The sequence below is a fragment of the Burkholderia sp. 22088 genome, assembly GCF_052045915.1.
Taxonomy (GTDB): domain Bacteria; phylum Pseudomonadota; class Gammaproteobacteria; order Burkholderiales; family Burkholderiaceae; genus Burkholderia; species Burkholderia cepacia.
Window position 1 is genome coordinate 214,638 of sequence record NZ_JBQEPY010000011.1, and the last position, 20,082, is coordinate 234,719.

General features: G+C 67.6%; 19 protein-coding genes. 10 read left to right on the top strand and 9 right to left on the bottom strand.

Annotated features, from left to right (window positions below; all coding sequences use genetic code 11):
* Positions 1-280: 280 nt before the first annotated feature.
* Positions 281-550 carry a hypothetical protein gene (locus ACTJLD_RS22450; RefSeq protein WP_060173303.1) on the top strand — a complete coding sequence of 90 codons (270 nt, stop codon included), beginning with the start codon at positions 281-283 and terminating at the stop codon, positions 548-550.
* 102 nt (positions 551-652) lie between these two features.
* A complete protein-coding gene (locus ACTJLD_RS22455; protein ID WP_440659711.1) occupies positions 653-2,125 on the top strand; it encodes a carbohydrate porin in 1,473 nt (490 codons plus the stop codon).
* A gap of 96 nt (positions 2,126-2,221) precedes the next feature.
* Here ACTJLD_RS22455 and treA read toward each other — a convergent pair whose 3' ends face one another.
* Positions 2,222-3,973, bottom strand: coding sequence for an alpha,alpha-trehalase TreA (gene treA / locus ACTJLD_RS22460; RefSeq protein WP_440659712.1), 1,752 nt, complete (start codon positions 3,971-3,973; stop codon positions 2,222-2,224).
* Between the two features lie 311 nt (positions 3,974-4,284).
* Here treA and ACTJLD_RS22465 point away from each other — a divergent pair, with 311 nt between their 5' ends.
* Both ACTJLD_RS22465 and ACTJLD_RS22470 read left to right on the top strand, forming a co-directional pair.
* Entirely contained in the window at positions 4,285-5,673 is a 1,389-nt protein-coding gene (locus ACTJLD_RS22465) for an MFS transporter (protein ID WP_174392515.1), read from the top strand.
* A 381-nt stretch (positions 5,674-6,054) separates the two neighbouring features.
* A complete protein-coding gene (locus tag ACTJLD_RS22470) occupies positions 6,055-7,266 on the top strand; it encodes a winged helix-turn-helix domain-containing protein (RefSeq protein WP_060086268.1) in 1,212 nt (403 codons plus the stop codon).
* Positions 7,267-7,339: 73 nt separating this feature from the next.
* Here the strand turns inward: ACTJLD_RS22470 and ACTJLD_RS22475 are convergent, their stop codons facing one another.
* Entirely contained in the window at positions 7,340-7,558 is a 219-nt protein-coding gene (locus tag ACTJLD_RS22475; protein WP_226134167.1) for a DUF1653 domain-containing protein, read from the bottom strand.
* 57 nt (positions 7,559-7,615) lie between these two features.
* Positions 7,616-8,059, bottom strand: a complete 444-nt coding sequence (locus tag ACTJLD_RS22480) for a GNAT family N-acetyltransferase (RefSeq protein WP_027789537.1) — start codon at positions 8,057-8,059, stop codon at positions 7,616-7,618.
* A 205-nt stretch (positions 8,060-8,264) separates the two neighbouring features.
* Between ACTJLD_RS22480 and ACTJLD_RS22485 the strand changes: the two genes are divergently transcribed.
* Positions 8,265-8,888 carry an HAD hydrolase-like protein gene (locus tag ACTJLD_RS22485; protein ID WP_059587015.1) on the top strand — a complete coding sequence of 208 codons (624 nt, stop codon included), beginning with the start codon at positions 8,265-8,267 and terminating at the stop codon, positions 8,886-8,888.
* 383 nt (positions 8,889-9,271) lie between these two features.
* The gene (locus ACTJLD_RS22490) at positions 9,272-9,850 is read left to right on the top strand and encodes a DUF4142 domain-containing protein (RefSeq protein WP_027789539.1); all 579 of its coding nucleotides are present in this window, start codon (positions 9,272-9,274) and stop codon (positions 9,848-9,850) included.
* A 107-nt stretch (positions 9,851-9,957) separates the two neighbouring features.
* On the opposite strand, the gene ACTJLD_RS22495 is transcribed toward ACTJLD_RS22490, so the two are convergent.
* Positions 9,958-10,557, bottom strand: a complete 600-nt coding sequence (locus tag ACTJLD_RS22495) for a GNAT family N-acetyltransferase (protein WP_334010471.1) — start codon at positions 10,555-10,557, stop codon at positions 9,958-9,960.
* A gap of 63 nt (positions 10,558-10,620) precedes the next feature.
* A complete protein-coding gene (locus tag ACTJLD_RS22500) occupies positions 10,621-11,535 on the bottom strand; it encodes a LysR family transcriptional regulator (protein WP_059698619.1) in 915 nt (304 codons plus the stop codon).
* A 109-nt stretch (positions 11,536-11,644) separates the two neighbouring features.
* On the opposite strand from ACTJLD_RS22500, the gene lysA reads away from it, so the two are divergent.
* Positions 11,645-12,883, top strand: a complete 1,239-nt coding sequence (lysA, locus tag ACTJLD_RS22505) for a diaminopimelate decarboxylase (protein WP_027789542.1) — start codon at positions 11,645-11,647, stop codon at positions 12,881-12,883.
* A gap of 45 nt (positions 12,884-12,928) precedes the next feature.
* On the opposite strand, the gene ACTJLD_RS22510 is transcribed toward lysA, so the two are convergent.
* Positions 12,929-13,630, bottom strand: coding sequence for a helix-turn-helix transcriptional regulator (locus ACTJLD_RS22510; RefSeq protein WP_333998914.1), 702 nt, complete (start codon positions 13,628-13,630; stop codon positions 12,929-12,931).
* A gap of 77 nt (positions 13,631-13,707) precedes the next feature.
* On the opposite strand from ACTJLD_RS22510, the gene ACTJLD_RS22515 reads away from it, so the two are divergent.
* On the top strand, positions 13,708-14,076 hold the full coding sequence (locus tag ACTJLD_RS22515; RefSeq protein WP_059525640.1) for a VOC family protein: 369 nt from the start codon (positions 13,708-13,710) through the stop codon (positions 14,074-14,076).
* Between the two features lie 58 nt (positions 14,077-14,134).
* Here the strand turns inward: ACTJLD_RS22515 and ACTJLD_RS22520 are convergent, their stop codons facing one another.
* Positions 14,135-15,022: a DMT family transporter gene (locus ACTJLD_RS22520; RefSeq protein WP_060086264.1), complete on the bottom strand. Its 888-nt coding sequence runs from the start codon at positions 15,020-15,022 to the stop codon at positions 14,135-14,137.
* A gap of 126 nt (positions 15,023-15,148) precedes the next feature.
* Between ACTJLD_RS22520 and ACTJLD_RS22525 the strand changes: the two genes are divergently transcribed.
* Positions 15,149-16,606, top strand: coding sequence for an aminotransferase-like domain-containing protein (locus tag ACTJLD_RS22525; RefSeq protein WP_059698613.1), 1,458 nt, complete (start codon positions 15,149-15,151; stop codon positions 16,604-16,606).
* Positions 16,607-16,771: 165 nt separating this feature from the next.
* Here the strand turns inward: ACTJLD_RS22525 and ACTJLD_RS22530 are convergent, their stop codons facing one another.
* Positions 16,772-18,205, bottom strand: coding sequence for a nicotinate phosphoribosyltransferase (locus ACTJLD_RS22530; RefSeq protein WP_440659713.1), 1,434 nt, complete (start codon positions 18,203-18,205; stop codon positions 16,772-16,774).
* 74 nt (positions 18,206-18,279) lie between these two features.
* Entirely contained in the window at positions 18,280-19,320 is a 1,041-nt protein-coding gene (locus ACTJLD_RS22535; protein ID WP_027789549.1) for a bifunctional nicotinamide-nucleotide adenylyltransferase/Nudix hydroxylase, read from the bottom strand.
* A gap of 181 nt (positions 19,321-19,501) precedes the next feature.
* Here ACTJLD_RS22535 and ACTJLD_RS22540 point away from each other — a divergent pair, with 181 nt between their 5' ends.
* Positions 19,502-19,954, top strand: coding sequence for a type II toxin-antitoxin system RatA family toxin (locus tag ACTJLD_RS22540; protein WP_027789550.1), 453 nt, complete (start codon positions 19,502-19,504; stop codon positions 19,952-19,954).
* Positions 19,955-20,082: the final 128 nt, after the last annotated feature.

The following is a 20,082-nucleotide window of genomic DNA, read 5'->3' on the forward strand; positions in this document are numbered from 1 at the left end:
TCCGCCGCAATTCATCACAGGAGTCCCTCCGTGGACACATGCTCTAGTTGCAGTTCGACGCCGGTCCAGGCCGGCCAAGCCATCGCGAGATAGCAGCCAGACGCATGTCTTACGCCGCTAGCTCGCATTCGTCGGGTTAGCGCGCATCCTTCCGGGCCGGCCATCGCCGGTTCGTCCGTTGCACGCTCCGTTACGTTCCACCCTCCGATCGCAGGCCGCGTCACGCGCCCGCGCTCGATCACGTCGTCCGGCCTTCGCCGGACCGGACGGAGGCAGCGTCATGTTTCTTCAATCGCTCGCGGTCAGGCTCAAGCGCATCGTGCATGTCGCACGCGACCGCTCGTTCGTTTCCGGCCTCTCGCCACTTGCCCATGCGCTCGGCAACTGGCGCAGCTCGGCGCTCGCCCACGTGCCGGCAGCGCCCCGCCCGCTCGACTGCCTGCTGTTCGCCGTGATGGCGGCCGCGGTCGCGCTCGTCGCGCTGCTGTGCTCGGCCGCGCCGCGCCTCGGCTTCGCGCAGGTGTGGCGTATCGGCGGCTGGCTGCCGTAAATCTTCCGTCGCGCAGCCGTGCTGCGCGACAGTCCCGCCACGCTTCCCGCATCACGTTTTCGCTTCTTCAGCCTCACTAATCAAACCACCAACGGAGCCCACATGAAGAACCCTCTCGAACACGTTCCGCGCACGCTCCGCCTCGATGCGCTCGCCGCGCTGCTGCTGTCGCTCGCCGCCGCTCCCGCGTTCGCGCAATCTTCGCTGCCCGCCTCGGCCGAACCGGCGGCCGGCGCCGGCGACGCCGCCGCTCCCGCACAACAGGCCACCGCGCCCACCGGCTTCCGGGAGCGCTCGAACCTGCTCGGCAACATGGGCGGCCTGCGCGACGTGCTGGGCGATCACGGCATCACGCTGAACCTGCAGGAGACCAGCGAGTACCTGTACAACACGTCGGGCGGCACGGGTCGCGGCGGCGCCTACCAGGGGCTCACGCAGTTCGGCTTCGACGTCGACACCGGCAAGGCGGTCGGCCTGCCGGGCGGCACGTTCAACGTGTCGGCGCTGCAGATTCACGGCACCAACCTCACGCAGCGCTATCTGCAGACGCTGCAGACCGCGACCGGCATCGAGGCGAATTCGACCACGCGCCTGTGGGAGCTCTGGTACCAGCAGTCGCTGCTCGACGACAAGGTCGACGTGAAGGTCGGCCAGCAGAGCGTCGACCAGGAATTCATGGTGAGCCAGAACGCGTCGGCCTTCATGAACGCCACGTTCGGCTGGCCCGTGCTGCCGTCGACCGATCTGCCGGCCGGCGGCCCCGCGTATCCGATGTCGTCGCTCGGTGTGCGGCTGCGCGTGAAGCCCGCCGATGCGTGGACCGCGATGGTCGGCGTGTTCGACGGCAACCCGGCCGGCCGCACCGACGGCGATGCGCAGGTGCTGAACGCGCACGGCACCAACTTCAACCTGCGCAGCGGCGCGTTCGTGATCGGCGAAGTGCAGTATGCGCTGAACGCGCCGCCCGCCGATCCGAAGGCGCCGCAGCCGGTCGGCCTGCCGGGCACGTACAAGCTCGGCTTCTGGTATCAGTCGCAGCATGCGAACGATCCGCGCTACGGCACCGACGGCCTGTCGCTCGCGAATCCGGCGAGCAACGGCATGCCGGCCACGCATCGCGGCAACTACAGTTTCTATGCGGTCGCGGACCAGATGGTGTGGCGGCCGTCGGCGGACAGCCCGCGCTCGGTGGGCGTGTTCGCGCGCGTGATGGGCGCGCCGGGCGATCGCAATACCGTCGATTTCGCCGCCAATGCAGGCGTGACGCTGAAGGCGCCGTTCAAGGGACGCGACAACGACGTCGCGGGTCTCGCGGTCGGCTACACGAAGATCGGCTCGCATGCGCGCGGCCTCGACGGCGACACCGGCGCATACACGACACCCGGCTATCCGGTACGCCGCGCGGAAACGGTCGTCGAGGCGACCTACCAGTACCAGGTCACGCCGTGGTGGCAATTGCAGGCCGACCTGCAGCACTTCTTCCGTCCGGGCGGCGGCATCCCGAACCCGAACGCGGCCGGTGCGCGCATCGGGGACGAAACGGTGGTCGGCGTGCGCACGACGATCGTGTTCTGACGCACGCCGCATGCAGACACGGGCCGGACGGCCGCTCACGCGACAGCCTGGCCCGTGCGTTCTCTCGCGGGGCAAGCGCGCGGCCCGTGCCGCGCGTCACTCGCCGTACAGTCCGAGCAGTTTCAGCGTGACGCCGTTGGTCCAGCCGAAGCCGTCCTGCAGCGGATATTCGCCGCCCCCGCCGCCGCCCGTGCCGGCGCCTTCGACCACGTATTTCTCGACGAGCTTGCCTTCGGTCGCATACACGTGCTTCACGTCGGACAGGAAACGCGTGCCGATGTCCTTCGCGAGCGCCGGTTCGCCGTAGCGCCGCAGCCCGTCGATCGCGATCCACTGCAACGGCGCCCAGCCGTTCGGCGCGTCCCACTGCTGCCCCGTGTTCTCGGTGGTCGTCGCAAGGCCGCCCGGCTGCAGCAGCGTCTTGCGCACTTCCCGCGCGGTCGCCTTCGCGCGCTCGGGCCACGCAACGCCCGCGAACAACGGATACAGCGCGGCGGCCGTCACGGCGTCGCGCGGCTTGCGCAACTGCCAGTCGTAGTCGCCGTAGTAGCCGCGACGGTTCCACAGATAGCGGTTGATCGCGGCCGCACGCCGCGCCGCGCGCCCGGAAAAATCGGTCACGCAGGCCACGTCGCGCGTGAGCGCGCAGCCCTTCACGATCGTCGTCTCGAGATGGAACATCAGGCTGTTCAGGTCGACCGGCACGATCGACGTCGTGCGGATCGTCGCGAGCGTCTTGCCGTCGCCGAACCAGCGCGAGCTGTAGTCCCAGCCGCTTTCGGCGCCCGCGCGCAGGTCGCGGTACACCTCGTTCGCCGGACGCCCCGGCGCCGACTTCGCGGTCGTCACGTCCTCGAGATACGACTCGTCGCGCGGCGTATCGCTCGCATCCCAGTAGCGGTTCAGCACCGCGCCGTCGGGCATCGCGACCACATTGCGCGCGGCCTGCCCGCGCGGCGTCGTGGTTTCGCCCTGCATCCAGTACGCGTACTCCTTGCGCAGTTCCGGCAGATATTTCTGGTAGACCTTGTCGCCTTCGGCCTGTGCGGCAAGCGTGACCATATAGGCGAAGAACGGCGGCTGCGAGCGGCTCGCATAGTACGTGCGGTTGCCGTTCGGGATGTGCCCGATCGTGTCGATCAGATGGGCGAAGTTGTCGAGCATGTCGTCGACGAGATCCTCGCGGCCCGACACCTGCAGCCCGAGCATCGTGAAATAGGTATCCCAGTAGTAGCCTTCGCGGAAGCGGCCGCCCGGCACGACATACGGCTTCGGCAGCGGAATCAGCGAACTGTAGGGCGGCACCGTCGTGCTCGTGCGCGTGAGCTGCGGCCACAGCCAGTCGATGTGCTGGCGCAGCGTCTGGTTCGGCGGCGGCGTGACGCCGCCTTCCGGGGGCGGCGTGAAATGCTGGCCGACGAACGCCTTCAGCGAGAAGCCCGGCTGCGATTTCTGTTGCTGATACAACTGCACGATCGTCGCGGGATCGCTGTCGGGCGTCGCGTCGACGAAGGTCTTCTGGTCGGGATAGATCTGCGCGGTCTGCACCGCGACGAACAGGTCGCCGTAGAGCTGGCTCGGCGGCGGCAGCAGCGTGCCCGACGCGGGGCCGGCAACCGCGGCCGTTGCAGGCGCCGCCGACTGATCGACCGCCTGCGCGGCGGCCCGGTTCGCGTTGTCGGCCTGCGCGGCGCAGCCGGCAACGGCGAGATACGCGACGGCCAGCGCGGCGGCCCAGCGAAGACGCGGCGCGGGGCGCCCGAGCGGCGGTGAGCGATGAAGCGGAAAGCGGGTTGGGATGCGCGTTGAGATGCGAGATGCAATCGATGCGGCACGACGTGACGTCATGACGTGTCCCCTCCTTTCGATGGTGAGCGGGTCGGCACGAGGTCTCGTTCGCGCGCGCGCTCGTCTCGATGGCCCTCGATCGATGCGCGTCGTTTTGTGTTGCGAGTGGGCCTGACTGTCGCACGAAACGTGCACATCAAGCAAGTTTCGATTCGCGCGGCTCGCGCAGGCATGCTCGGCGTTTGCGCAGTCGTTCTTTCCGCGCCGCCCGCGAAAAGAACGACTGTTGCAATATGCGGAACATCTGTTGCCGTACGTGACTCAACGGTCACATTGTGGGCATAATGGCGTCTTTACCGCGCGCCCAGCCCATGTCGCCCGTCTTTCTAGCACCGCTCATCGTTGCCTGTGCGTTGTTCATGGAAAGCGTCGACGCGAACATCATCGTCACCGCCCTGCCCGCGATGGCGAGGGACTTCGGGCACAACCCCGTCACGTTGAATATCGCGATCACGGCCTACGTGGTCGGGCTCGGCGTGTTCATTCCGATCTGCGGCTGGCTGGCCGACCGCTTCAGCGCGCGCTCCGTGTTCCGCACCGCGATCGGCATCTTCGTCGTCGGCTCGCTGATGTGCGCGGCGTCCAATTCCCTCGGCGTGCTCACGTTCGCGCGCTTCATCCAGGGCGTCGGCGGCGCGATGATGGTGCCCGTCGGCCGCATCATCATTTTCCGCGCCGTGCCGCGCTCCGATCTCGTGCGCGCGATGAACTACCTCGCGATTCCCGCGCTGTTCGGGCCCACGGTCGGGCCGCTCGTCGGCGGCTTCATCACGACCTACCTGCACTGGCGGATGATCTTCTTCATCAACGTGCCGATCGGCATCTACGGGATCTACCTCGCGAGCAAGCACATCGCGAACACGCACGAGCCCGACCCGGGCCCGCTCGACTGGTTCGGATTCCTGCTGTCGGCCAGCGGCGCCGCACTGCTGCTGATGGGCCTTACGCTGATCGACGGTGCGCTCACGTCACGCTCGAACGCCCTCGCCATGTGCGTGACCGGCACCGCCCTGCTCGCGCTCTACGTGCCGTACGCGCGCCGCAAGGAACGCCCGGTGCTCGACCTCAGCTTCCTCAAGATCCCGACGTATCACGCGAGCGTCGTCGGCGGGTCGCTGTTCCGCATCGGCCTCGGCGCGGTGCCGTTCCTGCTGCCGCTCGCGCTGCAGGAAGGGCTCGGCATGAGCGCGTTCCATTCGGGGCTCATCACGTGCGCGTCCGCGTTCGGCGGCGCGATGAGCCGCTCGACGGCCACCCATACGCTGCGCCGCTTCGGCTTCCGCACGGTACTGATCTACAACGCGGCATTCGCGGGGCTCGCGATCGCCGCGTACGGCGTGTTCCATCCCGGCATGGCGACCTGGGCGATCTGGCTGATCGTGCTCGTCGGCGGCATCTTCCCCGCGCTGCAGTTCACGAGCCTGAACTCGATGATCTATGCGGACATCTCGCCGCGCGACGCGGGCCGCGCGACCAGCCTCGGCAGCGTCGTGCAGCAGATGTCGCTCGGTCTCGGCGTGACGGTGGCCGGCCTCGTGCTGCACGTTTCGCACTGGCTGCAGGGTCATCAGAAGATGGTGTGGTCGGATTTCTGGCCCGCGTTCGTCGTGGTCGGGCTGTGCTCGTTCGCATCGATTCCGATCACGCGGCGGCTGCCGCCCGGCGCCGGCGACGAAGTCGCGCGCGGCAAGCGCCAGTAGCAATCAGTCGGACGAGCGGGAATAGCGACGGGGCAGAACGGGCAGCAGGGAAAACCGCCCGCGAAGCAAACCGGAAAAAACAAAAAAATCAGCGGACATCCACACGGGGCCGGTGCACAGCCGCATGGATGTCCGCTCAGGGCTCCGGGTCTCCCGATGGGGGTTGAGAATCCCGGATTCGCTTCCTGCGTGCCATGGACATATGTGCGTCGGAAGCGGAATCGTTGCGCGCACATTTCGTCGCGCCATGGACTGCACTATAGGGAAACTTGCGAAACGTATCTGTCAACCATTGTCAGACACGTTGCATCGGCACGTCGCACGCGCGCGCCGCTTTCGCGCTAAAGTGGTTCCCGACCATCACTCCCGGCCGCCCCTCCGATGCTTACGCTCTCGCCCGCCGCCGCCCGCGCCCTGCATCTCGCCGCGCAGGGCCTGCTGACACCGCCCCGCCGCAAGGCGACCAAAGCCGACGTGCTCGACACGATCCGCCGGATGGCGCAGTTGCAGATCGACACCATTCACGTCGTCGCGCGCAGCCCGTATCTCGTGCTGTTCAGCCGTCTCGGCGATTTCTCGCCGCAGTGGCTCGACGAGCATCTCGCCGAGGCGCGCCTGTTCGAATACTGGTCGCACGAAGCGTGCTTCCTGCCGGTCGAGCAGTTCGGCCTGATGCGCTACAAGATGCTCGATCCGTCGGGGATGGGCTGGAAATATGCGGCCGAATGGCATGAACAGAATCGTCCCGAGATCGAGCGGCTGCTCGCGCGGATTCGTGAAGAAGGCCCGGTGAAGTCGGCGGATTTCGTCCGCGAGGATGGCGTGAAGGGCAACGGCTGGTGGGATCGCAAGCCCGAGAAGCGCCACCTGGAAGTGCTGTTCACGACGGGCGACCTGATGGTGTCGGAACGCCGCAATTTCCAGCGCGTGTACGACGTGCGCGAGCGCGTGCTGCCCGGTTGGGACGACACGCGCGACCTGCCGCCGCGCGAAGCCGTGCTGCCCGCGCTGCTCGACTACACGTGCCGTGCACTCGGCGTCGTGCGTGCGGACTGGGTGGCCGACTACTATCGGCTGCCGCGCCGCTCGTACCGCGCGGAGCTCGAGCAGCTCGCCGACGCGGGCGACCTGATCCCGGTGGCGATCGACGACTGGAAGGAGCCGGCCTACGTGCATCGCTCGCTCGAAGCGTTGCTGCCGGCCGCCGAGGCCGACACGCTGCGCTCGACGGTCACGACGCTGCTGTCGCCGTTCGACCCGGTCGTATGGGACCGGCGGCGTGCATCGACGCTATTCGGTTTCGATTACACGATCGAATGCTATACGCCCGAGCACAAGCGGCGTTATGGCTATTTCTGCCTGCCCGTGCTGCATCGCGGCCGGCTGGTCGGGCGCGTCGACGCGAAGGCGCATCGCACGCTCCGCACGTTCGAACTGAAGGCCGTGCATGTCGAGCCGGGCGTGCGGTTCGGCACGGGGCTCGCCGCCGATGTCGCGAAGGCGGTGAAGAAACTCGCGGCATGGCACGGCACGCCGGAAGTCACGACCCGGCACGCACCGCCGGAACTGGTGAAGGCGCTGGCCGGCGACTGATACCCGCACATTCGGCTCGACATTCGGCTCGCGCAGCCGGCCCGCAAGGCCGGCTTACGCGGCCGGCCGAGGATCAGTCGCGCAGCTTGCGGAAACGCGGCGTGCCGTCTTCGAGGTTGCCGTTGAACATCGCTTCCGGCCGCACCCACAACCCGCGCGCATGCGGCCACAGGTGTTCGTACACGACCACCGATTCCTCGGTTTCGGAATGGCGGGCAATGCCGATGTAGCGGTACAGCCCGCCCTTGTAGTGGCGATGCGTCGCGAGCTGTTCGGCTTCCTGTTCGGTCATGATCGGTTTCTCTTCGGCAAAAACGGAAAGCGCGTATTGTATGCGCTGCGCCGCGCGTCAGCGTTTCGCGTAGATGTCCGGGCGGCGGATCTCCATCACCCGCTCGGGGTTCGCGCACGGCCCGAAGCCGACCGGCCGGTACAGCTCGTGCGCATCGGACGTCACGAGCATGATGCGGCGCAGGCCCTGCACCATCTCCTGCGCGAACACGTGGTCGATCAACGCGCGGCCGTAGCCGTTGCCGCGTTCGGCCGGCAACACGAACACGTCGCACAGGTACGCGAACGTCGCGTGATCGGTCACAAGGCGCGCGAAGCCGACGAGCCGGTCGCCGATATACGCGCCGAAGCACAGGGAACCCTCGATCGCCTTCTCCACCACGTCGCGCGGAATACCCTGCGACCAATACGCGTCGCGATGCAGGAAGTCGAAGATCGCGTCGACGTCGAGTTCGCGCTTGTCGGTGGAAAATCTCAGCGTGGCGGGGGTGGCAGCAGGCACGTCGGTCTCCGGTCAGAGTGGTGGAAAGCGAAGCGTCGACGATACCGCGCCGCGCAGCGAGGAACAAGGGACAGCACCGATCATCCGAACGACGCGAAGAATCTGCTCGACCCTCTCGTTTCGCCGCGGGCGCAACCAACCATGCGGGCGACGGGCTCCGATTCGGTGACAATGTCGTCTGCCCGATAACCCGCCACGCTGCTTCATGCCCTACCGCCTCATCGCATTCGACTTCGACGGCACGCTCGCCGATTCGCTCGACAGCTTTCTCGCAGCGCTGTCGGAAGCGTCGCGCATGCACGGCTTTCGCGACGCCACGCCCGAGCTGCGCCCGGCACTGCGCGGGATGTCGGCGCGCGACATCATTCGCGCGCTCGACGTGCCGATGTGGAAAGTGCCGCGCGTGACGATCGACATGCGTCGCCTGATGCGGCCGCGCGTCGCGCAAGTGGCGTTGTTCCCCGGTGTCGGCGAAACGTTCGACGCGCTCGCCGCGCGCGGCATCCGCATCGCGATCGCCACGTCGAACACCGAGGAGATCGTGCGCGACCGGCTCGGCCCGCACGCCAGCAGCCGCGTCGAACATTTCGCGTGCGGCATTCCGCTGTTCGGCAAGGCACGTCGCCTGCGCGCACTCGTTCACGAAGCCGGCCTGCGCAACGACGAAGTGCTGTACGTGGGCGATGAAATCCGCGACGCCGACGCGGCACGACGCGCGCGCATCGCATTCCAGGGTGTTGCGTGGGGCTACACCGCGCCGGACGCGTTGCAGGCACATTGCGCGACGCCGTTGCTGCCGCGTCTCGACGCATTGCTCGACCGCGTGTGACGCGTTCGCGCGCATCGCGAGCCGGCCAGCGTCGACGCTCGACGCGCACGTCACCGCGGCGTGACGATGACTGCCAGATGACACCCACGTGCATCCCGCACGCCGCATGCGCGCAAAAATTGCCGCCGCCACGCACGCGACAGGTACGCAATACCTGCCGACACGCATGCTCATCGATTCGTCTTACCAACCGTTACACAAACCACAGCGCGGTTGCACCTGCTACCGGATCGCCCTCCTAGAATCAGTCGGGCCGGGAAACACTTCGACCGGCGCCGCGGCAGAGCGGCGGTCGAATCCGGCCCGGGCGCGCCCGGTCTCTCGCACAGCGACGGATCACCCGATCCGTTTTTCAACCAGAGCCCCGATTGAAAGGAGGTCCCATGAACCGCTTTCCCCACGTCTCGCGCCTTGCTTTGTCTGCCGCTGGCCTGCTTCTCGTCGCCGTGACGGCGACCGCGCAAACCGCACAACCGGCACCGGCTGCACCGGCCGCACCGGCCGCCGCTGCGACGCGCATCCACGAAGCCGACCAGGCATTCATCACGGACGGCACGAAAACGGTGTCGACGCAGCACGACGCGGCGCGCATCGCCGATTCGCGCACGTCGGACAGCCAGGTCAAGGCGTTCGCGCAACGCGTGTCGGCCGACGATGAAAAGATCATCCAGGCGATGCGCGCAGCCAGCCCGCGCGGCGTCGACGTACCCGCCAACGACCCCGACACAGCCGTGCTGAACAGCATCAAGACCCTGCGCGGTGCCGAGTTCGACAAGGCGTACATCGAGCAGGTCGCGCTCGCCGGCCAGCAGAAGGCCATCTCGGCCTTCCAGGCCGAAATCGCATCGGGCCGCGACACGAAGCTGAAGGAAGTCGCACGCCAGTCGCTGCCGATCCTGCAGAAGCATTACGCCGACGCGCAGAAGCTCGCGGAGCGCCACCACCTCGCATCGGCGCAGTAACGCGCCGCCGCGCCGCGCGTCGTGCGCGGCGCACGGCTTCTTCCCCTGCCGTCGCGTCGCCGCCCCCTCCGGCGACGCGACGCACACCAGGCGTCTTACGCGACAGGTTATGTCGCGAGCTTCGCCATCAACCGCGCCCTCACCTCCGGCCATTCGTCGTCGATGATGCTGAAGCGCACCGAATTGCGCTTGCGGCCATCCGGCATGATCCGTTCGTGCCGCACGATGCCTTCCTGCTTCGCACCGAGCCGCAGGATCGCCGCGCGCGATTTCTCGTTCAGCTCGTCGGTCGTGAACTGCACGCGCACGCATTGCAGCACGTCGAACGCATAACCCAGCAGCAACCATTTCGCTTCGGTGTTCGCACGCGTGCGCTGCGCCGATTCGCTCAGCCACGTATGGCCGATCTCGAGCTTGCGGTTCTTGCGATCGATCTTCCAGAAACGCGTGCTGCCGATCGCACGGCCCGACGCGCGAGCGACGATCGTGAACGGCATCACGGTGCCGGCCGAACGCCCCTGCAATGCCGTGTCGATGTAAGCGTCGATCGTGTCCGGGCCCGGCACGACCGTGACCTTCAGGTTCCACAACCGGCCGTCCGCGGCAGCGTCCAGCAGCGCCTGCCGATCGGATCGTTCGAGCGGCCGCAGTTCGACGCGTTCGCCGGTGAGAATCGGTTGTTCGAGGGAAGCGGAAGCATCGGTCATGAGCGGTTCCGGAAAAGACGAAAAAACGGCGATGGCGGCGAAACGCCCAATCATACGGCCGCCTCAGCCGAGGACCGCGGCCAACCGGCGGCGGATCGCCTTCGCCTCGCCGCGCAGCGCATCGGTGAACGCATCGACGAGCAGGCTTTTCGGCCGGTGCTCGGGCACGATCACGCTGACGCGGTACGGAAACGACCGCGTGAGCGGCCGCACGTGCAGGTCGCGCCCGACGAAATCGAGTGCGGTCAGCGGATTGACAATCGCGACGCCGAGCCCCTGCCGCACGAACGCGCACACCGACACGGCCGACGGCGTGTCGACGACCGAGCGCGGCGCCACGCCGAGCTGCGCAAATGCCTCGTCGATCAGGATGCGGTACGGATCGTTCAGCGACAGGCTCACGAACGGGCGATCGGCGAGATCCGGCAGATCGATCGCGTCCTGCGCGAGCAGCGGATGGCCGTCGGGCAGCACGCATACTTCGTCGACTTCGAGCAGCGGCGTAAGCACGGTGCCGGCCGGCGCGACGTCGTGCTCGGTCAGCCCGAGGTCGTAACGCTGCGCGGTCAGCCACTCTTCGAGCATCGGCGATTCCTGCGTTTCGACCGACAGGCTGACGCCCGCATGGGCGTCGCGAAACCGGCGCGCCGCGCCGGGGAGGATCGCGTGCGAGAACGCCGGCAGCGCGATCACCGACAGTTGACCGTCGCGAAACTCGCGCAGGCGCGCGGCCGTGGCCGCGACGCGTTCAAGCCCCACATACGCGAGCCGCACGTCGTCGAACAGCGTGAGCGCGGCCATCGTCGGCCGCAACCGGCCGTGCGCGCGCTCGAACAGCGCGAAGCCGACGACCTGCTCCATGCGCGCGAGCTCGCGGCTGATCGTCGGTTGCGACGTATAGAGCATCTCGGCCGCGCGCGTCGTGCTGCCGGTGACCATCAGCGCGCGAAAGACCTCGATATGGCGGTGCGTGAGCATGATCGTCTATATCAGATGTGAATCGAATTTCGATAAATAGGCATTTTACTGCATAGATAAACAGGCGCATCATTCACGTTATCCGTTCATTCGACCCGATTCATCCGCCATGTCCCTCGATTCCCGCCAGCTCGCGACGCTCGCGCAGCAATACGGCACCCCGCTGTGGGTGTACGACGCCGACGTCATCCGCGACCGCATCGCCCAACTGCGTCAGTTCGACGTGATCCGCTATGCGCAGAAGGCCAACTCGAACGTCCATATCCTGAAGCTGATGCGCGAGGAAGGCGCGTGCGTCGATGCCGTGTCGCTCGGCGAGATCGAGCGCAGCCTCGCGGCCGGGTTCAGCCCGGCCGGCGAGCCGGAAGGCGTCGTGTTCACGGCCGACCTGATCGACCGCCCGACGCTCGCGGCGGTGCTGAAGCACGGCGTGACCGTGAACGCCGGTTCGCTCGACATGCTCGCGCGCATCGGCGAGCATGCGCCCGGCCACCGCGTGTGGCTGCGCGTCAACCCCGGTTTCGGCCACGGCCACAGCAACAAGACCAACACCGGCGGCCCGCAGAGCAAGCACGGCATCTGGATCGACGACGTGCCGCGCGCGATCGAGATCGTGCGCCAGTACGGGCTGAAGCTGGTCGGCATCCACATGCATATCGGGTCGGGCGTCGACTACGGCCACCTGTCGCAGGTATGCGATGCGATGGTCGACCTCGTCACGTCGCTCGGCCATGACATCGACGCGATCTCGGCCGGCGGCGGCCTGTCGATCCCGTATCGCGACGGCGAGCCGCGCGTCGACGTCGGTCACTACTTCAGCCAGTGGGACGCCGCGCGCAAGCGGATCGAACGGCATCTCGGCCACCCGGTACGCATCGAGATCGAACCGGGCCGCTTCCTCGTCGCCGAAGCCGGCACGCTCGTCACCGAAGTGCAGGCCGTCAACCGCCGGCCGAAGCACGATTTCGTGCTGATCGACGCGGGCTTCAACGACCTGATGCGCCCGTCGATGTACGGCAGCTACCACGCGGTGTCGGTGCACGCGCACGATGGCGCGCTGCCGGCCGGACGGCCGCTGGTCGACCTCGCGATCGCGGGGCCGCTGTGCGAATCGGGCGACGTGTTCACGCAGGACGCGGGCGGCGTGGTCACGCACCGCAAGCTCGCACAGCCGCAGATCGGCGACCTGCTGTTCCTGCACGACGCGGGCGCGTACGGCGCGTCGATGTCCTCGAACTACAACAGCCGGCCGCTCGCGCCGGAAGTGCTCGTCGATCGCGGCACGCCGCGGCTGATCCGCCGCCGGCAGACGATCGACGAATTGCTCGCCCTCGAAACGTTCGAGTAAGGCCGGCACGACGGAACGGGGTGCGCGGCCTGCGCACCTCGCCCCTCACCTCACCGTCACGCGCACGTCGGCGCCCGCCGCACGCCACGCCTTCAGCAACGCCGTGCGCCGCCGCGGATAGCGCACGTCCAGCCGTTCGAGCGCGACGATGCGATCCGTCCGGAAATGCCGGAAATCGTTCCGGCCTTCGCACCACGCCGCCAGGATGCGCACGTCATTGAAATAGCCGAGCGCGAACGGCCACACGATCCGTTCGCCGCCCGTTTTCCGGCCTTCATCCAGGTAGCGGATCCCGAGCTTGCTTTCGGTACGGATCGCCGTGCGCACGACACCCATGTCGACGGTTTCCCGATCCACGATCGTGCGCGGGCCGACGAGCAGCGTCGTGCATTCCATCTCGCGGCGCAGCTCGGCGGGCAACACCGCGGAGATCTTCGCGAGCGCGTCGGACGCAGCCGTCGTGAGCTGCGCATCCGCGAACTTCCCGACCCAGCGAAAACCGAGCATCAGCGCTTCCAGTTCCGTTTGCGAGAACATCAGCGGCGGCAGCATGAACCCGGCACGCAGCACATAACCGACACCGGGCTCGCCGTCGATGTCCGCGCCCTGCGCCTGCAGCGACGCGATATCGCGATAGACCGTACGGAGGCTGACGCCGAGTTCCCCGGCCAGCACGCGGCCGCTCACCGGGCGGCGGTGGCGCCGCAGCACCTGCAGCAGCGCGAGCAATCGTTCGGCACGCGTCATCGTTCCATGCTGCCATTTTCTGACAGCATCCGTTCATAGAATGGGACGCATCTTAATCGATCCCAGGACGGCCCCGCATGACCTCTCCGAATCTCGTTCTTCTGTATGTCGACGACCCGACCCGCAGCGCGCAGTTCTACGCGCGCCTGTTCGGGCGCCCGCCCGTCGCCGCGTTTCCCACCTATGCGGCATTCACGTTCGACAACGGGCTGCACCTGGGACTGTGGTCGACCAGTGCACGCGATTTCGTGTCGGGCGGCGCCGGCCACCGCTCGGAGCTGGCATTCATGGTCGACGACGACCACGAGGTGCGGCGCCTGTACGAAGCGTGGAAGGCGCTCGGCGTGACGTTCGAGCAGGCGCCGATGACGGCCGTGTTCGGCCTGACGTTCGTCGCGCTCGACCCGGACGGCCACCGCTTGCGCGTGTGCACCCCGGACGATTGAGCGCGAACGGGCGCGACCTGCGGCGGGTCGCGCCCGTTCCCTCCACCACGCGCGCGCGTCAGCCCGCGCGCCGCACGGGTGCCACTTTCGAGAAGTATTTCGCGCCCGCCACGCAGCCGACCACGACGACCGTCACGACGACCATCGACGGCGGTACCGTCTCGTGCAGCAGCCCGGCCGCCAGCAGCAGGCCGAAGAACGGCTGCAGCAGCTGCAACTGGCCGACGCCCGCGATCCCGCCGAGCGCGAGCCCGCGATACCAGAACACGAAGCCGATCAGCATGCTGAACAGCGACACGTACGCGAGCCCCCACAGCGCGGCGGCATCGACGCCGTCGAACGACGCGGGCGAGGTGAGCCACGTGAGCGGCAGCATCAGCGGCAGCGACAGCACGAGCGCCCACGAGATCACCTGCCACCCGCCGAGCTGGCGCGACAGGCGCGCGCCTTCCGCGTAGCCCAGCCCGCATGCGACGATCGAGGCCAGCATCAGCGCATCGCCGACCACCGACGCCTGGCCGCCGTTGCGCAACGCAAACGCAGCCACCGCACCGCTGCCGACGATCGAGAAGATCCAGAACGGCAGCCGCGGCCGCTCACCGCCGCGCCACACGCCGAACAGCGCGGTCGCGAGCGGCAGCAGCCCGACGAACACGATCGCGTGCGCGGACGTCACATGCTTCAGCGCGAGCGCCGTCAGCAACGGAAAACCGACGACGACCCCGAGCGCGACGATGGCCAGCGACACGGCCTCGGCGCGGGTCGGCCGCCGCTGCTTCAGCACGACGAGCAGCAGCAGGCCGAGCGCGCCGGCAATCGTCGCGCGCGCGAACGTGAGGAACAGCGGGTCGAGCCCCTGCACCGCGATACGCGTCGCGGGCAGCGAGCCACTGAAGATGATCACGCCCAGCAGGCCGCTGAGCCATCCGTTGGTCGTCTTTTGCACGGGAAATCCTGAACGGGGAAAGTGGATCACCGATGATCCGCCGCCCGTGAAAAGCGCGTAAGCTACAGCCCAATACAATTCCGACAAACTGTACTAGACAACCGTCCGTACAGTTCATTCTTCGCGATGAGCCATTCCGCCCCGCTTCCAGTTCCGCCCGCGCCGTCGCGCACGCGCGTGGAAACCGTGATGGACACCTTGCGCGCGCGGATCGCGAGCCGCGCGCTGATGCCCGGTGCGCGCGTACCGTCGATCCGGATGATGGCCGACGGGCTGGGCGTGTCGAAATCGACCGTCGTCGACGCATACGAGCGGCTCGCGAGCGAAGGCGTGCTCGTCGCGCGGCGCGGCTCGGGCTTCTACGTGTCGGGGCACGCGCCGCCGCTCGCGCTCGCCGATCTCGGCCCGCGTCTCGATCGCGAGCTCGATCCGTTGTGGCTGTCGCGCCAGTCGCTCGAGGCCGCGCCGACGACCGTGAAGCCCGGCTGCGGATGGCTGCCGCCGTCGTGGCTGCCGGACGAGAGCCTGCGCCGCGCGCTGCGCGCCGTGTCGCGCGACGAATCCGACGCGCTGACCGATTACGCGACGCCGCTCGGCCTGCCCGCGCTGCGCCAGCAGCTCGCCTGGCGGCTCGCGCAGCACGGCGTCCACGCGGAACCCGCGCAGATCATGCTGACCGACGGCGGCACGCATGCGCTCGACCTCGTGTGCCGCCTGCTGCTGGAGCCGGGCGACACGGTCGTGCTCGACGATCCGTGCTACTTCAACTTCCAGGCGCTGCTGCGCGCGCATCGCGCGCGGATCGTCAGCGTGCCGTACACGCCGAACGGGCCCGATCTCGCGCGCTTCGAGCAGGTGCTGGCCGAGCACCGGCCGCGCCTGTACATCACCAATGCGGCACTGCACAACCCGACCGGCGCGACGCTCGCGCCGCCCGTCGCGCACCGCCTGCTGACGCTCGCGGCCGAGCACGGCCTGCTGATCGTCGAGGACGACATCTTCGCGGATTTCGAGAGCACGCCCGCGCCGCGCCTCGCGGCCTTCGACGGGCTGTCGCGCGTCGTGTCGATCGGCAGCTTCTCGAAGACGCTGTCGGCCGCGGTCCGCTGCGGCTACGTCGCCGCGCGCCCGGAATGGATCGATGCGCTCGTCGACCTGAAGCTCGCGACGTCGTTCGGCCATGCGCAGATCGGCGCGAACGTCGTGCACCGGCTGCTCGTCGACGGCACGTACCGGCGCCATCTCGACAGCCTGCGCGCGCGTCTCGCGGATGCAATGGGCGAGACGATCCGGCGCCTCGCACGCGCGGGCCTCGGGATCTGGACGGAGCCGCGCGGCGGCCTGTTCGTGTGGGCGGAGTTGCCCGACGGGCTCGACGCCGCGCGTGTCGCACGCCATGCGCTCGATCACGATGTGGTGCTCGCGCCGGGCAACGTGTTCAGTGCGTCGCACGGCGCGACCTCGTTCATGCGCTTCAACGTGTCGCGCTGCAAGGGGCCGGCGGTGTTCGATGCGCTGGCGCGGGCGATGGAGGCGGTGCGGGCGGCGGACACGGCGGGGCACGTGCTCGCCCGCGAATCGTGACGGCAGGCGAGCGCGCTCGATGGTTTCGATGAAGGCGACATCAATTTCGTGTCGGCGCCTGCGAACGTACTGACGGGAGAAGCCGACGCAGACGCCGCGCCGTGCACGCCCGTCGCCCACACCGCCTGAACGCGAACGATGCGGCGGGATACCCCGCCGCCCGCGTCACAGCTCCCCTGCGTGCGCCCTCGCCCGCACTTGCGCAAACGACGTATCGACGAGCAGGCGCCCCGTATCGAACACCGTCTCGAGCGCCTCTTCCCATTCGCCTTCCAGCATCCGGTCGTCCCACGCAACCGGCAGCGTCGTCGTCCGATACTCGCCGGTTCGAGCATTGCGCAGCAGCGTGAGCCGCCCTTTCTTCGAGCGCTTGCCCTGATCGGTGACCGGATCCTTGCGAACGTCATGCCACTCCCCGCCGCGCCGGATCGCCGAGCACTTCATCGCGAAGCGCTGCGTATCGCGGTTCACCTGCTGCAGCAATGCGCCGCCCATGCCGAACACCACATTGCCGGCCGCGTAACCCGCGTCGTCGAGCGCGGAAAGGATCGCTTCGATCGACAGCTCGTCGACGCCATCGCCCTGGATCACGCGCACGCGGTTCAGCACGCGCCGCCCCTTGCCGTTCACGGTCGAGCCGAACGACGCGTCCAGCGCACGCACGGTCTGCAGCACGATCTTCACGGGGTCGCCCGAATCGGGACGCACGACCAGCGTCGCGCCCGAATCGAGCACGGCCTGCCGAAGCTCGCCGCCCCACAGGTCGAGTGCGGCGAACAGATCGTAGGAGTCCGACACGACCGACACGATCGCGCCGGGCAAGCCGAAGCGCGCAATCATGTTCCGGTACGCGTCGGCCTCGCCTTCTCGCCCCCACGACGTGATCGTGCTGTGCTCCGCCGCCGGCACCGAGTACGCGGCCATCGGCTCGCGATAGAAGCGGTTCGCGGCCAGCACGCCGAGCACCGTGTCCGAGCCCATGAAGTTCACGAGGTGCGCCGCGCCGCCGATCGCGGCCGACTCCGCGCTCGACACGCCGCGCGCGCCGAAGTCGTGCAGCTTGAACGGCAGTTGCGCGAGGTCGTCGTCGGTCTTTTCGAGGAAGCGGCGGATCGTCTGCCGCAGGTACCAGCTGCGCGTCGCGACCGTCACCGGATACCAGACGCGCAGCAGCATCGTCTCGAGATACGACGCGAGCCAGAACACCTGCGGGTCGTCGCATTCGACCGTCATCAGCACGTTGTGCACCGGCACGACCGAACCCTCCGGCACCGCGCGGATCTTCACCGGCAGATAACCGTCGTAGCGTTCGACGATATAACGCCAGCCTGCTTCGTTGAACGGTTCGCCGTGCACCGTGAAGAAATCGCGCGCCTCGTCGATCATCGCGTGCGTGATCGGCTTGCAGAGATATTCCTTCAGCAACATCTGCAATCCGAAGAACACCGTGCGGTCGTAGCGGCCGCCACGCGATTCGACGTACGAGAACATCGCCTGCGCGTCGGGCGGATATTGCAGGAAGTGGGAAGCCTTGTACGAATCCGTGTTGAGGATCGGATTGGCAAGAACCGCGGCAAAGCCGCCGAGATCGTTTTGCATGGCTAGAGCTCCTCTAGGCCGTTGAAGTGCCGCCGCGTCTGTCGCGGCGGACCGGAATGCGGGGAATCAGCGGATCACAGCTTCCCCAGGAAGTGGTACGCGATGTCGAAGTGATCCTCGAACATCACGTTGCGCATCTGCGCGAATTCGTTCAGCGGCACCCAGCGCGCCTTGTCGGCGTCGTCGCTGCCCTTCACGCGCGGCAGCTCGCCGGTCGGGAAATTGAACAGGCACGCGTGCGTGATCGTGCGGCCGCGCAACGAGCGCGTCGGGTGATCGAACACCTGGCGATCCTTGATCGAGCCGCGCAGCACGGGCTCCGGCAGCTTCAGGCCGGTCTCTTCGCGCAGCTCGCGGATGCAGGCCGCGTCGAGCCGCTCGTCCTGGTTCACGAACCCGCCCGGCAGCGCCCACAGGCCGCGGCCCGGTTCGCTGCGGCGGCGCACCAGCAGGATATGGCCCGAGTGCACGACCACCGCGTCGACCGTCACGAACGTGACCGGATACGGGGCTGCCGCCCACGCCTTGCGATACGCGGCGATGAATTCGGCTTCCGACTTCAGTTGCGCGAATTCCGGCTGCGTGCGGAAACGCTCAAGCCAGCCGAACACGGGTTCCGGCACGGCCCACTGCACGAAGCTGTTGGTGCGTTCGGCGAAATACTGGTCGCGGATCTCGGTGGCGGAAATGTCTTCCGTCGCGTCGACGTCGACGAGCTCCCATTGCGGGAACATCCGCAGGTAATACGACGTGGCGTCCTTCTCGTGGCCGATCAGCCCGACCTTGCGCTGCGCGACGTCGCCGAGCGCGGACGCGACGGCGTCCTGCACCCAGCGCACCCAGTCGCCGTCGTTGTAGGTCGAATCCTGCAACGGCGCGATCGTCACGCGGTCGCGCTCGGACGCGTCGAGCAGCGAAGCCAGCATCTGGCGGCGCTCGTCGAACGAGAACGGATCCTTGATGGTGCGGGGCTTGTCGGTCGACCCGATCAGCACGCACACGCGCTCGGCCCGGCTCAGTGCCGACTTCAGCACGTTCAGGTGACCACGATGCGGAGGCTGGAAACGACCAATGAAAACGAGCGCGTCGAAGCGCCGGTTCTGTTGCGTACTCATGAGGCTCCCTCAAGAGATTGAAACGCTTCGGGTCTTTCCCGAAGGGTTGGTGTGAATCCTAGGGGAAATCCCGGAGGGCGTCAATCGAGCCCTTGCTCGACTTGACGAAGTATGAAGAAATGTCCTGAATCGGCGGGTTACACTCGGTTCCATCCCAATCCGCGCCATTGCACCCGCCATCATGAGGATCTCAGTCAGCCGGACCGTCGGCGTCGATCGCAGGCGCCTCTTCACGTGGTCGCAGGATTACGCGCGGCGGCTCGTGTGGGACAGCTTCCTCACCGATGCCTATCTGCTCGACGGCATGACGGCCGACGTCGGCGTCGACGCGTTCTGCCGCAGCCAGTCGGGCGCGACGATGGTGTCGCGCTACATCTCGTACCGTCCGCCGCAGGTCGCGGCCGTCGAAATGGTCGACGGCCCGAAAGTGCTCGAACGCTTCAGCGGCAGCTGGAACTTCACCGAGCACACGCCCGGCACGACCGAGGTGAAATTCACGTACCACTTCCGCGCCCAGCCGGCCTGGCTGCGCTGGCTGCTCGAACCGCTGATCGGCGCGTTCTATCTCGTGCAGACGCGCCGGCGTCTCGATTCGTTCAAGCGCTGGGCCGAAGCGGAAGCGCTGCCGCACTGACCGGCGAGCGCGGGCCGCACGGCCCGGCGTGTCTGCCCCCCGCCTGCCGAATGCATTCGAACGCGCCGTCGCCTCACCGCCACGCGTTCACCGCGCATTTGCCAGATCCGCCGAACCCGTGGAAACTA

What these genes read in the sequence shown, in the direction of transcription:
- ACTJLD_RS22450 (WP_060173303.1), top strand. Translation starts at nt 281, where the DNA reads ATGTTTCTTCAATCGCTCGCGGTCAGGCTCAAGCGCATCGTGCATGTC.
- ACTJLD_RS22455 (WP_440659711.1), top strand. Translation starts at nt 653, where the DNA reads ATGAAGAACCCTCTCGAACACGTTCCGCGCACGCTCCGCCTCGATGCG.
- treA (WP_440659712.1), bottom strand. Translation starts at nt 3,973, where the DNA reads ATGACGTCACGTCGTGCCGCATCGATTGCATCTCGCATCTCAACGCGC.
- ACTJLD_RS22465 (WP_174392515.1), top strand. Translation starts at nt 4,285, where the DNA reads ATGTCGCCCGTCTTTCTAGCACCGCTCATCGTTGCCTGTGCGTTGTTC.
- ACTJLD_RS22470 (WP_060086268.1), top strand. Translation starts at nt 6,055, where the DNA reads ATGCTTACGCTCTCGCCCGCCGCCGCCCGCGCCCTGCATCTCGCCGCG.
- ACTJLD_RS22475 (WP_226134167.1), bottom strand. Translation starts at nt 7,558, where the DNA reads ATGACCGAACAGGAAGCCGAACAGCTCGCGACGCATCGCCACTACAAG.
- ACTJLD_RS22485 (WP_059587015.1), top strand. Translation starts at nt 8,265, where the DNA reads ATGCCCTACCGCCTCATCGCATTCGACTTCGACGGCACGCTCGCCGAT.
- ACTJLD_RS22490 (WP_027789539.1), top strand. Translation starts at nt 9,272, where the DNA reads ATGAACCGCTTTCCCCACGTCTCGCGCCTTGCTTTGTCTGCCGCTGGC.
- ACTJLD_RS22495 (WP_334010471.1), bottom strand. Translation starts at nt 10,557, where the DNA reads ATGACCGATGCTTCCGCTTCCCTCGAACAACCGATTCTCACCGGCGAA.
- ACTJLD_RS22500 (WP_059698619.1), bottom strand. Translation starts at nt 11,535, where the DNA reads ATGCTCACGCACCGCCATATCGAGGTCTTTCGCGCGCTGATGGTCACC.
- lysA (WP_027789542.1), top strand. Translation starts at nt 11,645, where the DNA reads ATGTCCCTCGATTCCCGCCAGCTCGCGACGCTCGCGCAGCAATACGGC.
- ACTJLD_RS22510 (WP_333998914.1), bottom strand. Translation starts at nt 13,630, where the DNA reads ATGACGCGTGCCGAACGATTGCTCGCGCTGCTGCAGGTGCTGCGGCGC.
- ACTJLD_RS22515 (WP_059525640.1), top strand. Translation starts at nt 13,708, where the DNA reads ATGACCTCTCCGAATCTCGTTCTTCTGTATGTCGACGACCCGACCCGC.
- ACTJLD_RS22525 (WP_059698613.1), top strand. Translation starts at nt 15,149, where the DNA reads ATGAGCCATTCCGCCCCGCTTCCAGTTCCGCCCGCGCCGTCGCGCACG.
- ACTJLD_RS22530 (WP_440659713.1), bottom strand. Translation starts at nt 18,205, where the DNA reads ATGCAAAACGATCTCGGCGGCTTTGCCGCGGTTCTTGCCAATCCGATC.
- ACTJLD_RS22535 (WP_027789549.1), bottom strand. Translation starts at nt 19,320, where the DNA reads ATGAGTACGCAACAGAACCGGCGCTTCGACGCGCTCGTTTTCATTGGT.
- ACTJLD_RS22540 (WP_027789550.1), top strand. Translation starts at nt 19,502, where the DNA reads ATGAGGATCTCAGTCAGCCGGACCGTCGGCGTCGATCGCAGGCGCCTC.